The organism is Mucilaginibacter sp. SG564, from assembly GCF_013149275.1.
GTDB lineage: Bacteria > Bacteroidota > Bacteroidia > Sphingobacteriales > Sphingobacteriaceae > Mucilaginibacter.
Map to the genome: position 1 here is coordinate 1 of NZ_JABGNA010000015.1, position 14,706 is coordinate 14,706.

Here is a 14,706-nt window from a genome sequence, read left to right on the forward strand (position 1 = left end):
TTTTCGCCACGTGATTGTTTATCACGGATCAGTTTAGCAATGCGGGCGGCTACTGCCAGTGAGGCTTCCTGTTGACTGCCATAAACGCTTACCGGTAGCTTCTCGTACCGGGTCTCTTCCAATAAATTTAATCGGGCCATAATTTTCTAAGAACCTGTGTTTTAGTTATATGATGAATAAAAAAAGTCACTATACAAAAAACCCCCGCCGAAACGAGGATTTTTATCAAACCAATTAACAAAACCTTTTAAACCTCACCGACATGAGGCTCAAGTAAATTCCGTTGAATAACATGCTGTACATTATTGTTACAAACTTAATAAAACTAATTTTTAATTTCAACTACTTTTTAAATTTTTTTAATAAGTAAAATTGATTTTATCAAATCGTTAAATAATCACATAAGAGGATACTTATTAAGGTTTAAAAATATTATGATGTAAGAGGCGCAAGTAGGCGCCTCTTCATTTAAAAAATAATTGAGCTTTTAAGAGTAATGTCATTATTTAAGGTTTTTTTAAACCCCAAAGGGGTTAAAGCTTTGTAGAAAAGGGTAAATTCCTATTCAGTGCCGGAGGTACTGCACATCCGTTGCATACCTCCGGCATGCTAAATACTTATTGTTTGTCTACTACAAAGCTTTTACTCCTCCGGAGTAGTCTTAAATAATGGCATTACTCGCAGAGGATAAAACAAAAAAAGAGCTCCTGATGGGCAGGAACTCTAATTAACCAATTATAAAACATAAATATGAGAGAAGAGAGATGCAGGGGAGGGAATCGAACCCATCCGTTTGCTGCCGAACCAGCACCTGCTTGCTTATATTAAATGAACCACCATTTATAAACTTTCTGTTGCAAATATAATATTAATTCTATTAAATCTATGTATTTAGTAGATTAAATTGTAATTGTTTTTTCATTTATAATATTTCGCGTTAGCTTAATACACGTACAAAAGCAGCTCGCCTGCCTTTATAATAATATTTTAATTTGAGTAACGCGTTTTGTGCCGGGGCAAGCTTACCTGTGCGTGCCAAATAGCCGAATAATAAGAGTATAAGCATCTGGTTATTTAACTAAGCCTGCAAATTTTTGATAAAACACAGTAGGGCTGTTGGCATCTTTCGGAGCATATTTCCCCGCAATAATGGGTACATAGATTACCCTGCGGCGACTGTCCTCGCCAACTACCGACGACTGCGCTACCCGGTGCCATAACCTGCCGTCATGAATGGTGAGGTCGCCGGCTTCTGGTGTAATGGCCAGTTCATTTTCATCAGCATCATGATCCAGGAAATATTTCTTTTTAAACAACATTTGGTATAAGCCCTGTTTATGAGTTCCGGGTAGTATCCTTAGTCCTCCATTCTCTGGTTTCAGGGTACTCAGGTGGATACCCACATTAAGCATCGGGTTTAATTTTTGTCCGTGGAAGATATCGCGCAAGCCATCGGTGTGCCAGCCCATTTTGGTAAAGCTGCTTTGTTCGCTGTTTACGTAATGATTCAATACCATTCCATCTTTTTCATGTGTACCAAACCTGGCATCAGGGCCAATAAGATCAAGCAAAGTATTAAAGCGGGGATCCTGTATAAACTCGGCAAATACCGGGTGGTGCTGGTTAATAAAAGCGAAACGCTGTACAATAGTGTCGCCATTCAGATCTTTGCCATATTTTATAGGTACGCCATTCACCTTGGCTACCTCGTTTTTTATCCATTGCTCCTGCACCTGCTCAGATGCCCGGGTAATTGATTGTACGGTTTCGGGATTAATAAAATTTTTGAAATGGATAAATCCGTGCTCATTAAAAAAGTTGTGTTGTTCGGTAGTAAGCTTATCGCCTAAGGTGAATTTTTTATATACAGTACTCATGTTGAAAATGTAAACGGTGGAAAAATAATGTGAAAAATCCCAGGCTATGTGATAGCCGGTCATGGTATTACGGTGTGCAGCGGGATGAAAAAGATCAACAACAACAACAACAAACCATTACCCTCCTGGCGAAAGGCATTCGCATGTAACATGCGTTGGTGATATGTAAAATTTGTGTTGTCAATTATTTAATATATAATGTCTATAGATTTAATAGACATTGCAAATGTAGGAAGTGAATCGGAAAAAACAAATAATTATGAAAATATTTTTTAAAACCTTATTTAACATGTCATTGCGAGGAGGAGCCCCACCCAACCCTCCCCAAAAGGGAGGGCTTTAAAATATTTTCTAAAAGTCTCCCCTTTCGGGGGGGATTATTACATGAGGGCTTCGCCGTTTAGAGGGGGTGCTACTTACTCTTGTACAAATCGCCGCCTATTTTTTCAATAAGGGCTTTGGGCAAGAGCCGGGCCCCGGTCACCGAAAGCTTGTTTAATAAACCGGGTATAATTTCGGCCTTTTTGTTGAACAGTCCTTTCAGTCCTATTGCTGCTACTTCCTCGGGCTGCATATTGAATTTAGCAGCCAGATCGGCAAAGGCATCCAAACCTGCGCGATGGGCAAAGCCCGTATCGGTAGGGCCGGGACTAAGGCAACTTACCGATATCGGAGAACTTTTAAGCTCATATCTTAAAGCCCGGGTAAATGACAGTACAAAAGCTTTAGTTGCCGAGTAAACCCCCAGCGTAGGTACGGCCTGGTAGGCTGCTGTACTGCCCACGTTTAAAATATAAGCCGGTGATTGTTGCTTTAATAAAGGGATAAACGCATGCGTTAGTTTTACCAGCGTATTGATATTTAAACCGATCACGTTGAGTTGCCCAGCTATGTCTACAGTTTCAAAACTGCCCCAAAGGCCGTATCCCGCGTTGTTGATCAATACAGATACGGCATAGACATGATCGGTACACCATTTGATAACCCGTTCAGCAGCATCGTTATCAGATAGGTCGATAGCGAGCCATTGGGCCTTTACCTGGTATTGTACTATTATTTCCGTTGCCAATGTCTGCAACTCATCCGCAGAACGGGCCACCAGCAAAACAGGATAACCTTTTTTAGCCAGCTGTATGGCTAAAGCCCGACCTATGCCTTTACTGGCCCCGGTAATTAACGCGTAAGTATTCATGTAATAACTATAATATTAAAACAAACAAGTATAAAAAACTAACTATCTACCTCACCTAAACCCTCACTAAAGGAAGTGACTTTGCCTTGCATTTTGTTTTTAGCTCCCTCTCCAAAGGAGAGAGCTGGGGTGAAGTTAAACAAGTGTACAAAAATCTTTTACAAAATGACTACTAAAATTGTAGACTATTCGTATGTTTGTATCCATATGATTACAAATGCCGCTTATATCATTAATTCTGTATGCAACGTTATGTGTTGTAGCACACGGTTATGGTAAAGGCGACAGTATAAAATACAGATAAATATATATTGTTGGCCTTTCAGTTTTTATGAAAGGCTTTCGTTTTTAATAACCGTTTGTTCAACCAAACCGCAATTCAATGAAAGCATTATTACGATGGATAGGATATAGCGCTATTATATCACTATCGTTTCAAATTCCGCTTTATGCACAGGATGTTCCGGTAGTTAGGTATGCGCAGTTAAGGGTCGACTCGGGTGGTGTGCATAGCAGGGTAATGGCCGCAAATACCATAAAAAAGCCTGATGTTGTTGCAGATAATACCCTGAACGCGGCCGACTTTGACGAAGATAGCTATCTGCAAAGAATTGCCGACCTTGATGTTTATGGGAAAAAGCATGATGCCCGTCCCGTTGTTGATCTTTTAAAATCCAACCAGTTAAAAGCCGTTACTGCCGATAAAAAACGTAGTCATAAGTTTTATTATCATATGGCCAATATATTCGCCCGGCTCCGGATGTATTCGCTGGCGATGAAGTGTTATTTTAAAACGCTGCCCGTGGGGGAAGATGCAAATACACATTTGATTGATTCCGCCGCCTGGGACACTACCTATATAGCAGAGCGTAAACCTGCATTTACCCTGGCTGCTTTACAGCGTGATACTTCGGTAACCGGTTTGCTGACCATTAACCATAAGGATGAGCAAATATTAGCCGATTCAAATAATTACCAGTATACAGCCCGTGAAGTAAAATCGCCGACTACGCAGCTGGCCAATATCATTGATCCTTTTGATGATGGTAAAAAAGCTTCGGCCTATGCCCTGCTGATCCATATTTCACAACCGGTATCGGGCAAACGAAAAATATTTGTGAAACTCAGTAAAGTAGGGCATACCTTTATTACCCTTATAAAATATAATACCGATTCCACATCGGTGTCCCGGTCGTTCGGTTTTTATCCCAAAAAAGATCACTTTTTATCGGCCACACCATTGTTCCCTACAACAGGCTCCGTTTTTAAAAATGATGAACAGCATGACTGGGACGAAACTGTGGGCAAATTCATATCCGAGCGCCGGTTTAAAAGGATACTTAGAGTGATAAAACAGTACGACATGAAAAACTACAACCTCAATAAAAATAACTGTACCGATTTTGGATTGAGCCTGGCAAGTACCGCGGGTATCAGTATTTTATATACTAACGGCAGCTGGCCACTGGGCCGGGGAAATAACCCCGCCAGCGCCGGGCAAAGCGTGCTGGAAGGCAAAGTATTGAATATGGATAACAAGTATGGTTTGTTTATTTGTAATGATATAGTGAAGTGAGAGAGCCAGGAGATTAAGAGTTAAGAAATAGGAGCCTCACCCAACCCTCTCCAAAGGAGAGGGCTTTAGCCGTTTTTTTGAAGTCTCCCCCTTTGAGGGAGATTATTACATGAGGGCTTCGCCGTTTAGAGGGGGCTCCTTCTTCGTACCTCGCAATGAAGCACAGAGAACATTTTTTAGATTTTGTCCCCAATTGTTAACAAAATCTAAAATGTGTAAATCCGCCGTCGGCACATCCGCGCATAATTTTTTATCTTTACCCATCGAAAAGTTTTTTAGCATATAATGAGTGAAGATCTGAATCAAAACGATATCCCCGACAGCAATGAACAAAAATTACATAATGTTACCTCTCTCGACGGGTTATACGAAAACTGGTTTCTGGATTATGCCTCTTACGTAATTCTCGACCGTGCCGTTCCGCATATCAACGATGGTTTAAAACCTGTACAGCGCCGTATCCTCCACTCCCTTAAGGAAATGGACGACGGGCGTTTTAACAAGGCTGCCAACGTAATAGGTAATACCATGAAGTATCACCCGCATGGTGATGCCTCTATTGGCGATGCTATGGTGCAGATTGGCCAAAAAAACCTGCTCATCGATTGCCAGGGTAACTGGGGCGACCCGGTAACCGGCGACTCGGCCGCGGCACCGCGTTATATTGAAGCGCGCCTGTCGAAATTCGCCCTTGATGTTGTTTTTAATGCCGATACTACCGTTTGGCAGGCCAGTTATGATGGTCGTAACAAGGAGCCTATTACCCTGCCGGTAAAGTTCCCTTTGCTGCTGGCACAGGGCGCCGAAGGTATCGCCGTAGGTTTGGCTACCAAAATATTACCCCACAACTTTATTGAGCTGCTGGATGCATCTATCGGCGTATTGAAGGGCGAGCGGCCAAACCTGGTACCCGATTTTCCTACAGGTGGTATGGCCGATGCCTCGTTATATAACGAAGGGCAGCGCGGCGGTAAGATCCGTGTACGCGCTAAAATTGTGGAGCGCGATAAAAAAACGCTGGCTATAACCGAGATCCCATTCTCCACCACTACCGGCAGTTTGATCGATAGTGTAATATCGGCCAATGATAAGGGTAAGATCAAGATCAAAAAGATCGAAGATAATACCGCCCAGAATGTCGAGATCATTATTCACCTGGCACCCGGTATTTCGCCCGATGTAACTATCGACGCGCTGTACGCCTTTACCGATTGCGAAGTATCCATATCGCCCAATACCTGCGTTATCCAGGATGATAAGCCACGCTTCATGAGCGTAAATGACATGCTTGCCGAGAGCACTCATTTTACCCGCGACCTGCTGAAACAGGAACTGGAAATCAGGCTGAAAGAGTTGATGGAGCGCATCTTCTTTAGCTCCTTACTCAAAATATTTATACAGGAGGGGATGTACAAACACCCCGAATATGAAAACTCAGGTAATTTTGAAGCTGTACTGGAGGTATTGAACCGTTTGTTCGAGCCTTTCTTCCCGCAGTTTTACCGCGAGATATTGCCCGAGGATTATAAAAAGCTGATCGATAAGCCGATGAGCAGCATTACCCGCTTTGATGTGAAGAAGGCGGATGAGCTGATGAAAACCCTGGAGAACGAGATCAAACAGGTAAAACATCACCTGAAACACCTTACTGATTATACCATTGCCTGGTTTGAAAAACTGAAGGAAAAATATGGCAAAGATCGCGAACGTAAAACCGAACTGCGCACCTTTGATAAGGTAGAAGCCGCCCAGGTGGCCCTGGCCAATATCAAATTATATGTAAGTCGCGAGGATGGTTTTATCGGTTCGGGGCTTAAAAAAGATGGTTCTGTAGAACTGGTTGGCGATTGCTCGGATATTGACGAGATCATCGTTTTCCGTGCCGATGGGCGCTGCATTATTACTAAGGTGCAGGACAAGGTTTTTGTGGGTAAGGAGATCATCCACGTAGCTGTATTTAAAAAGAACGATGAGCGCACGGTGTACAACATGATTTATAAGGATGGTACAAGTGGTATCAGCTATATCAAGCGCTTTTCGGTGGTGGGTGTAACCCGCGACAAGGAGTACGACCTTACCAAAGGCACTAAGGGTACCAAGGTGCTTTACTTCTCGGCCAATCCAAATGGCGAAGCCGAAGTAGTGAACGTGCAGCTTAAACCACATTCCAAACTCAAAAAGCTGCAGTTCGACGAAGATTTTGCCGCCCTGGCTATCAAAGGTCGTGGATCGATGGGTAATATCATCACCAAATACCCGGTTAAAAAGATCATCCTGAAAAGCAAAGGTGTATCCACACTGGCCGGTAGAAAGATCTGGTACGACGATATCCTGAAACGCCTGAATGCCGATAGTCGTGGCAAATACCTGGGCGAATTTGATGGCGACGACCGCATATTGAATGTGTTGAGCAACGGCGTGTACGAACTCACCAGCTTTGATCTGAACAATCATTTTGATGATAAGATGATCCTTATCGAAAAATACAATCCTAAAAAAGTTTACTCGGTTATTCACCTGGATGGCAAATCGAAAAACTATATGGTAAAGCGTTTCTCGTTTGAGCCTATAGCATTGGGTAAACAGGTAAGCATCATCAGCGAAGAAGCCGGATCGAAATTAATATTGATAGCAAAAGAATCGCCGCTGGTGAGTCTGGTACAACTGAAAGGTAAAGATCAAACTCCCGAAACGATTGAAATAAACCTGGCCGAACTGATTGATGTAAAAGGGATGAAGGCCATGGGCAACCGCCTGTCGCAATTCCCGGTAAAATCGGTGGACCTAATAGCCGACAGTGAAAGCGCTGATGATGTTGTTGACGCTGAGGCTGAAGAACCGGAAACAATAACGGACGAACAGGCAGAATCAGACGCATCCGGGCAGAAAGAAACGGAAGAAGTGGAGCAGCCCAAAACTGACCCGAAGCCCAAAGCGCCGGTAGCCGAAAAGCCGGCAGTGGCAGAGTCTCCGGCCAAAGAACCGGAGCCTGATGATCAGCCCAAGGAAGTTCATAAAAAGGTCGACTTTGAGATCACCAATCCGGATGATATCCAGTTAGATGATAAGGGCCAGTTAGGCTTGTTTTAAAACAAAAAAGCCTCTCGTTTATACCGGGAGGCTTTTTTGTTTCAATTTGTATATAAATTACAGTATCAGGATCAATACCAGGATGATGATGATAATAGCACCAACAGAAAGATAAATACCGCCGCCGCCTAAAGCGTTTGCTTCGTGTTTTAAACCTTTCAATTCGGTACGTAGTTCTTTTTTATCCTGTTTGGTAAGCTCCGACTTATCCATTGCTTTAATTTCATTCACCCGGGCTTTGATCTCTTCAATGCGCGCCTGTTTTTGCTCAGTGGTCATACTGGCTATTTGTTCTTTGCTCAGTATGGTTAAAGCACCGTCTGTAGCAGTAGAAGCGTAACTGTTAAATGCCGCGACAGAAAGCAGCATGGTGAGCGCGATAAGATAAATTTTCTTTTTCATGTTAATTAGTTTTAATAACGTGTTGTGTTTAATTATTGTAAAATAAAAAAGCGGCAAAAATGTTTTACTGCTTTCCTTATTTTTTATTGCAAAATCATACCTAAAGACTAATAAAATAGGGTGCTTCAAAAACATGGCCTGCATGCAGGGTTTGTATCGCCTCTTTTTTATTGATATTTACATGTTGTCCCTCGGTATCGGCGCAGCCCAGCCAGGGTTCAATACATACAAAATCGGCACCGGGTTTTGCCCACACGCCTAAATAATTATAGTGTGGAAATTCAACCGAAACAGATTGATCATGCTTTTTGCTTTTGATACTTACCATCCGGGAGTTGAGTTGCTTAAAAACAAGGGCGTCGGCGTCAAACAGGTGGCGGGTCAAATAAAGCTTATTCCCTGGCGTAGCTACCGGGTGGGTTTCGCCGGTAAAAAAGCCATCAGCCGATAGCATATTGGCTTCCAGATGCTCATCGGTTTCAAATTCAAGGTAATAATCCTCGTAATTTTCGCCTTTAAAAAATGGAATGTTAAAGGCTGGATGTGCTCCGACCGAAAAATAAATGGTCTTTTTATCCAGATTGATCACCTTATGTGTTATCCTTAGCGAATTATCGATAAGTGTGTATAAAACTTGGTAATCAAATTTAAATGGATATACCAGCAAGGTTTTTTCGCAGTACGGGAGCGAGAAGCTGGCAGACACCTCGTCAGCTTCCAGTAGAATAAATTCCGATTGCCTTGCAATACCATGTCGCGCCATATCGTACGCTTGCCCGTCAACCAGTAATTGGTTATTGATGAGGCCGCCTACAACCGGGAAAAGATTGGGCGAATGCCAGGGCCAAACATCAGGATCAGCCTGCCAAAGGTGCTCAATACCCGTTTGCTTGTTATAAAATGAACTGAGCTGCGCGCCTTTCAAATCAATGGCTACTTTAAGAAACTCGTTTTCTAATACGGTCATACGTCAACGGCAATTATTTTTAGAAAAGTTAACTAATATGCAAGCAAGTTACAGCAATTTTTGTGAAATCGGATGTGCCGGATAATACAAAAAGGTGTAATTTTTGAGCTATGGTTTATTTAACAAAACAAACCGTATCCTGTTTCTTTTTCATTAAAACCGTGTGTAAACTTAAATATGAGTTATATTTGCAATGCTTAAACATAAGATATGAATTTTGAGCATCTCCTTCAGCAAGTGGCCTTCATCCACGAAATAGACAAAGTAAAATACATCCAGCGTAAAACCCGCCTTTTTAACAGCGACAGACCCGAGAACGATGCCGAGCATAGCTGGCATTTAGCGGTTATGACCATGGTTTTGGCCGAACACTCCAATGAGCCGGTAGACACGCTTAAGGTGATCAAAATGCTGCTGATCCATGACGTAGTTGAGATTGATGCCGGCGATGTGTTTTTGTACGATACCGTCCTCAATCACACCAATACCGAAGCCGAGCGCAAAGCCGCCGAAAGGATATTTGGACTATTACCCGTAGAACAGGCCGAAGAATTTATAACCATTTGGGAAGAGTTTGAAGCCGGTGAAACCGCTGAAGCTAAATTTGCCCGGGCTATGGACAGAATGGAACCCTTATTGCAAAATGTATCCAACAATGGTGGCACCTGGCAGGAGTATAATGTAAGCTATGAACAGGTTGTTCAAAAGAAAAGTATTATACAAAAAGGCTCGCAATCCCTGTGGAATTTTGCCAAAGCGCTAATAGACGAAAGTGTTCAGAAAGGCATTTTGAAAAAAGGGGAGTAGGGAGAAGGAGCAAAGAGCAAGGGATTTAAGCTACCAGACAGGGAAGGTGAAAAAATTACGTCATTGCGAGCGCAGCGTGGCAATCCCCTACTTACAGAGACGCTTTGCATATAGGGGATTGCCACGTCGTTCCTCCTCGCAATTGACGCGTTTAGAAGGACACACCCTCCTTAAAACTCAAACGCCGCGTCGCTCTCCGGGTTACTGAGTTTGGTGCTTTTACGCTGGCCGCCTACGGTTACATGCAGCATGTTGATTTGCTCGGGATGCTCGGTGAACAGCAAATCGTCATGTACCTCAAATTTCTTTACTTTATTAATACCCTTTACCTCAAAATAGGTCCATGCGGCATCTTCCTGAATTTCGTAACCTACATAACTTAACGCGAGCTGTTTGCCATCGGCTTTAACAATCAGGTGTTTTTTAATATAATCATTCAGCAGCTGGTTCATTTTGGTTTTATCCGCGGGCTTTACAATATCTACGTGGGTATGATATTGTTTTTCCAGCGTACGCTCCAAATCGTCGTAAAATATACGGCAGCTTATTTCAACTTCCTGGCTGCGGGCGTTATGGTTAATTTCGGTAACGCTCACATAAAATGGATGGAACAAGCTGAGCCAGCTGATGATTATTAATTGCAACATAATTGCGTTAACTTGTTTTGTTTTACACAAAAAACGTTATTTTTATTGGCAATTGCGAATTTGACTACATGACTGATTTTTCTTTATACTTTGAACTGGGGTGGCAGCATATCTGTAATTGGGCGGGGTACGACCATATTTTGTTTGTAACCGTACTGTGCGGAACTTACCTGCTGGCCGATTGGCGCAAGGTTCTGGTGCTGGTTACCGCGTTCACCATAGGGCATTCTATCACCCTTGCGTTAAGTGTTTTAAATATCATTCATATCAATACATCCCTTATTGAATTCCTGATACCCGTAACCATTGTTTTTACCAGCCTGGTAAATGTATTCAATAAAAAACGAACCGCCACTACCATGCGCCTTAACTATACGCTGGCCCTTTTTTTCGGGCTGATACATGGTATGGGTTTTTCTAATTACCTCAAAAGTTTGCTGGGCAGCAGCAGTAATATTACCGCTCAGCTGTTTGCTTTTAACCTTGGATTGGAGTTTGGGCAGGTGTTAATTGTGATATCTGCGTTACTTATCTCTTATTTACTCATCAAATTTGCTAAAACACCACAACGGGAGTGGACAATGTTCCTCTCGTCGGCTATATTTGGAATTGCTTTTATCATGTGCATCGAGCGCTTTTTACTCATAAAATTCAGATGAATAAATTTTACTTCGCATTATTTTCCTGTTCACTATTAACATCAGCTGCCTGGGCGCAGTATGATAACAATCCAGGCTCAAACCACGGTAACCGTTTTGAACAGCTGGGTACCATGATCTCTACGCCTAATGAGTACCGTTCGGCTTCGGGAGCTCCCGGGCCAAAATACTGGCAGCAAAAGGCCGATTACGAAATCAGCGCCACCCTTAACGATGATAAACAACGTTTAGATGGTAACGAAACCATAACGTATACTAATAACTCGCCCGATCCGCTTACTTACTTGTGGCTGCAGTTGGATGAGAATGAGCATAAGAAGGATGCCGAAAGTGCCAGGTTTGATGAAAGTAAAATGCAAAGCAAAATGACCATCCGTCAGTTGCAAGGCATTATGGGTCATGATCTTGATCTGGGTAACCATATTGTGAGTGTAAAAGATGCCAATGGCAACGCGCTCAGCTATACCATTAACCAAACCATGATGCGTATTGAGCTCCCTGTTACTTTACCGCCCGGACAGAAATTCCGCTTTAAAATTAACTGGTGGTATAATATATCTGATCGTTTAACTATTGGCGGTCGCGGAGGCTATGAATACTTCGCAGAGGATGGCAATTACCTGTATACCATGACACAATGGTACCCGCGTATGGCTGTTTACAGCGATTTTCAGGGCTGGCAAAACAAGCAATTTACGGGTCGCGGTGAATTTGCATTAACCTTTGGCGATTTTAAGGTGAGCATGAACGTACCTGCCGATCATATTGTAGGTGGTACCGGTCAATGCTCTAACTACGCGCAAACCCTTACCGCGGCACAGCTGAAACGCTGGAATGCCGCGCAATCTGCAACTGCACCGCAGGAGATAGTTACGCTGGATGAAGTAAAACAGGCCATGAAAAACCATGCTTCAGCACGCAAAACCTGGACCTTTCATGCCGAAAATGTACGTGATTTTGCCTGGGTATCTTCACGCCGTATAGTTTGGGATGCCATGAGCACCCAGATTGATGGTGATAAAAAAGTGATGGCCATGTCGTACTACGGCCCGGAGGCTTACCCGCTTTATCGCAGGTACTCCACCAAGGTTGTTGCTCACACCTTGAAAACGTATTCTAAACATACCTTCCCTTATCCGTACCCGGTAGCTATTTCTGTAGAAGCCTCCAACGGTATGGAATACCCGATGATCTGCTTTAACTATGGTCGTGCCGAAAAGGATGGTACTTACAGCGAGGCCACAAAAAACGGTATGATCGGTGTAATTATTCACGAAGTTGGGCACAACTTTTTCCCGATGATCGTGAACTCTGATGAGCGCCAGTGGACCTGGATGGATGAGGGCCTGAATACCTTTTGCCAGTACATGGCCGAGCAGGAGTGGGATAGCCGCTATCCCTCGCAACGCGGTCCGGCCTATAAGATTGTTGATTACATGAAACTGCCGAAAGATCAGTTAGAGCCCATCATGACCAACTCGGAGAACATTGTGATGTTTGGCCCCAACGCTTACGCCAAACCGGCAACGGCACTAAATGTACTGCGCGAAACCGTAATGGGCCGCGAACTGTTTGACTACGCCTTTAAAACCTACGCGCACCGCTGGGCCTTTAAGCACCCAACGCCTGCCGACTTTTTCCGCACCATGGAAGATGCTTCGGCGGTTGATCTGGACTGGTTCTGGCGCGGATGGTTCTACGGAACCGAACCTGTCGACGTATCTATCGACAGCGTAAAATACTATCGCCTCAATACCAAAAACCCGGCTGTGGAAGCTACTGCCGATCGTGCCCAGTATGATCGTAATCTCGAAAATATCAGCACCACCCGTAATAAAGAAGCGGGTACCCGTTTCGCGGTTGAGGCGGATACTGCCTTGCAGGACTTTTACAGTAAATGGGATCGTTTCGCGGCAACACCGGCTACCACACAAAGTTACCAGGCCATGTATAATGCCGCCAGCCCTGCCGAAAAGAAACTGTATGATAGTAAGAACTACTTTTACGAGGTTAGCTTCAGCAACAAAGGTGGCCTGGTTACTCCTTTAATTATTGAGTGGACCTATGCCGATGGTACCAGGGAGGTTGAAAAAATATCGGCCTACATCTGGCGTAAAAATGAAAATAAGATCACCAAGGTTTTTGCCAAAACCAAAGAAGTAAAAGGCATTAAGCTCGATCCATACCGCGAAACCGCCGATATTGACGAAAGCAATAACAGTTGGCCCCGCGAATACCAGCCATCAAGGTTTGAACTGTTTAAACAGCAAAGCCTACCACGTGGCGCAACCAGCGGGCCAAATCCCATGCAACAAGCCCAAAAGAGTCAATAAGCAAAAAGCCTCCCGATGTACATCGGGAGGCTTTTTGCTTATGATATGGTTGGCACAGCTGTAAATAGGCTGGCGTAATATTTACGATAGGCAAAAGCCAAAAACAGGTGCAGTATAATAATAACAGCTGCAACGGGCACGCCTGAAGGCACTAAAATGGAATGAAACAGAAATATGTTCACGCTTACCGGGAACAGGATGAGTAAAAACAGAGCGGTATAACGGTTAAACAATATAGCCAGGCCGCTTACAATTTCAATAACTTTCATGTACTGGAAAAAATACCCGGAGCCATAAAGTCCGCCGGCAAAGGCTTGTGCTTTATCGGACATGGGTGCCGGTGCTGGCATAAACGAAAAATGAAAAAAGAAATTCAGACCAAATACCACAAAGATGAGGCCCAGTAAAATGCGGGCGATTAATACTGCAATTTTCATGAATTTAGGGTTTTAGTGGACGTGTAATTACTAATTTAGTAATTTAATTGACATATTCAAACCATACATTATCCGGACAAACCAAACAAGTATTAACTTCGTTTATAAATAGCATGAACATACAAAAAATAACATTTGGCAACGGTTGCTTTTGGTGCACCGAAGCTGTATTTCAATCACTTAAAGGTGTAACATCAGTAACGTCAGGTTATATGGGCGGTAAGGTTTTAAACCCTACTTATGAGCAGGTTTGTACCGGCGCCACCGGCCATGCCGAAGTGATACACCTGGAATATGATGCCGACGTAATTTCGTTTGACGAGTTACTGCTGGTGTTTTTCAAAACGCATAACCCAACTACGCTCAACCGTCAGGGCAACGATGTAGGTACCCAATACCGTTCGGCCATATTTTATTATACCGAGGAGCAAAAACTGGCCTCAGAAGCCATGATCAAAACGCTCACCAACGAGCATGTGTTTGACGATCCGATAGTTACCGAAATTACTCCGGCCAGCGAGTTTTATTCTGCTGAAGATTATCATCAGAACTATTTTAATGATAATCCCAATAAATCATACTGCGCATTTGTGATCCAGCCAAAACTGAATAAATTTGCCAAAGAGTTCAAGGATAAAATTAAGCCCGAACTATTATAAAAGTCTAATATGTTGGTCATCCCGAATTTATTTCGGGATCCCACAGCACAGGTAGCCAGC

Annotated in this window: 13 protein-coding genes; 6 read left to right on the plus strand and 7 right to left on the minus strand. The window is 43.3% G+C overall.

From position 1 onward, the window contains the following. Positions 1-937: 937 nt before the first annotated feature. From FHW89_RS29040 to FHW89_RS25350, 3 genes are all read right to left on the minus strand, one after another. Positions 938-1,066, minus strand: a complete 129-nt coding sequence (locus FHW89_RS29040) for a hypothetical protein (RefSeq protein WP_256367825.1) — start codon at positions 1,064-1,066, stop codon at positions 938-940. Between the two features lie 4 nt (positions 1,067-1,070). After that, on the minus strand, positions 1,071-1,877 hold the full coding sequence (locus FHW89_RS25345) for a phytanoyl-CoA dioxygenase family protein (protein ID WP_172337856.1): 807 nt from the start codon (positions 1,875-1,877) through the stop codon (positions 1,071-1,073). Between the two features lie 412 nt (positions 1,878-2,289). Continuing rightward, positions 2,290-3,069, minus strand: coding sequence for an SDR family oxidoreductase (locus FHW89_RS25350; protein ID WP_172337857.1), 780 nt, complete (start codon positions 3,067-3,069; stop codon positions 2,290-2,292). Between the two features lie 382 nt (positions 3,070-3,451). On the opposite strand from FHW89_RS25350, the gene FHW89_RS25355 reads away from it, so the two are divergent. Both FHW89_RS25355 and FHW89_RS25360 read left to right on the plus strand, forming a co-directional pair. Then, positions 3,452-4,645 carry a hypothetical protein gene (locus FHW89_RS25355; protein ID WP_172337858.1) on the plus strand — a complete coding sequence of 398 codons (1,194 nt, stop codon included), beginning with the start codon at positions 3,452-3,454 and terminating at the stop codon, positions 4,643-4,645. 285 nt (positions 4,646-4,930) lie between these two features. After that, positions 4,931-7,735, plus strand: coding sequence for a DNA gyrase/topoisomerase IV subunit A (locus FHW89_RS25360; RefSeq protein WP_172337859.1), 2,805 nt, complete (start codon positions 4,931-4,933; stop codon positions 7,733-7,735). 57 nt (positions 7,736-7,792) lie between these two features. Here FHW89_RS25360 and FHW89_RS25365 read toward each other — a convergent pair whose 3' ends face one another. Continuing rightward, complete coding sequence (locus FHW89_RS25365) at positions 7,793-8,137, minus strand: hypothetical protein (RefSeq protein WP_172337860.1); 345 nt, start codon at positions 8,135-8,137, stop codon at positions 7,793-7,795. A 100-nt stretch (positions 8,138-8,237) separates the two neighbouring features. Further along, positions 8,238-9,104 carry an aldose 1-epimerase family protein gene (locus FHW89_RS25370; RefSeq protein ID WP_172337861.1) on the minus strand — a complete coding sequence of 289 codons (867 nt, stop codon included), beginning with the start codon at positions 9,102-9,104 and terminating at the stop codon, positions 8,238-8,240. A 210-nt stretch (positions 9,105-9,314) separates the two neighbouring features. Here FHW89_RS25370 and FHW89_RS25375 point away from each other — a divergent pair, with 210 nt between their 5' ends. After that, positions 9,315-9,911, plus strand: a complete 597-nt coding sequence (locus tag FHW89_RS25375) for an HD family hydrolase (protein ID WP_172337862.1) — start codon at positions 9,315-9,317, stop codon at positions 9,909-9,911. A gap of 170 nt (positions 9,912-10,081) precedes the next feature. Here FHW89_RS25375 and FHW89_RS25380 read toward each other — a convergent pair whose 3' ends face one another. After that, positions 10,082-10,558 (minus strand): DUF6702 family protein, encoded by a 477-nt coding sequence (locus tag FHW89_RS25380; protein ID WP_216650692.1) that lies wholly within the window; start codon positions 10,556-10,558, stop codon positions 10,082-10,084. A 68-nt stretch (positions 10,559-10,626) separates the two neighbouring features. Here FHW89_RS25380 and FHW89_RS25385 point away from each other — a divergent pair, with 68 nt between their 5' ends. Next, on the plus strand, positions 10,627-11,217 hold the full coding sequence (locus tag FHW89_RS25385; RefSeq protein WP_172337863.1) for a HupE/UreJ family protein: 591 nt from the start codon (positions 10,627-10,629) through the stop codon (positions 11,215-11,217). Further along, positions 11,214-13,550: a M1 family metallopeptidase gene (locus tag FHW89_RS25390; protein WP_172337864.1), complete on the plus strand. Its 2,337-nt coding sequence runs from the start codon at positions 11,214-11,216 to the stop codon at positions 13,548-13,550. The genes FHW89_RS25385 and FHW89_RS25390 overlap by 4 nt, the downstream gene beginning before the upstream one ends. 38 nt (positions 13,551-13,588) lie before the next feature. On the opposite strand, the gene FHW89_RS25395 is transcribed toward FHW89_RS25390, so the two are convergent. Further along, positions 13,589-13,987 carry a DoxX family membrane protein gene (locus FHW89_RS25395; RefSeq protein WP_172337865.1) on the minus strand — a complete coding sequence of 133 codons (399 nt, stop codon included), beginning with the start codon at positions 13,985-13,987 and terminating at the stop codon, positions 13,589-13,591. 113 nt (positions 13,988-14,100) lie between these two features. Between FHW89_RS25395 and msrA the strand changes: the two genes are divergently transcribed. Further along, positions 14,101-14,646: a peptide-methionine (S)-S-oxide reductase MsrA gene (gene msrA / locus FHW89_RS25400; RefSeq protein ID WP_172337866.1), complete on the plus strand. Its 546-nt coding sequence runs from the start codon at positions 14,101-14,103 to the stop codon at positions 14,644-14,646. Positions 14,647-14,706 lie beyond the last annotated feature (60 nt).

Coding starts and splice junctions, on each gene's coding strand:
- FHW89_RS25380 (WP_216650692.1), bottom strand. CDS start 10,558: ATGTTGCAATTAATAATCATCAGCTGGCTCAGCTTGTTCCATCCATTT.
- FHW89_RS25345 (WP_172337856.1), bottom strand. CDS start 1,877: ATGAGTACTGTATATAAAAAATTCACCTTAGGCGATAAGCTTACTACC.
- msrA (WP_172337866.1), top strand. CDS start 14,101: ATGAACATACAAAAAATAACATTTGGCAACGGTTGCTTTTGGTGCACC.
- FHW89_RS25360 (WP_172337859.1), top strand. CDS start 4,931: ATGAGTGAAGATCTGAATCAAAACGATATCCCCGACAGCAATGAACAA.
- FHW89_RS25370 (WP_172337861.1), bottom strand. CDS start 9,104: ATGACCGTATTAGAAAACGAGTTTCTTAAAGTAGCCATTGATTTGAAA.
- FHW89_RS25355 (WP_172337858.1), top strand. CDS start 3,452: ATGAAAGCATTATTACGATGGATAGGATATAGCGCTATTATATCACTA.
- FHW89_RS25395 (WP_172337865.1), bottom strand. CDS start 13,987: ATGAAAATTGCAGTATTAATCGCCCGCATTTTACTGGGCCTCATCTTT.
- FHW89_RS25385 (WP_172337863.1), top strand. CDS start 10,627: ATGACTGATTTTTCTTTATACTTTGAACTGGGGTGGCAGCATATCTGT.
- FHW89_RS25375 (WP_172337862.1), top strand. CDS start 9,315: ATGAATTTTGAGCATCTCCTTCAGCAAGTGGCCTTCATCCACGAAATA.
- FHW89_RS29040 (WP_256367825.1), bottom strand. CDS start 1,066: ATGCTTATACTCTTATTATTCGGCTATTTGGCACGCACAGGTAAGCTT.
- FHW89_RS25390 (WP_172337864.1), top strand. CDS start 11,214: ATGAATAAATTTTACTTCGCATTATTTTCCTGTTCACTATTAACATCA.
- FHW89_RS25350 (WP_172337857.1), bottom strand. CDS start 3,069: ATGAATACTTACGCGTTAATTACCGGGGCCAGTAAAGGCATAGGTCGG.
- FHW89_RS25365 (WP_172337860.1), bottom strand. CDS start 8,137: ATGAAAAAGAAAATTTATCTTATCGCGCTCACCATGCTGCTTTCTGTC.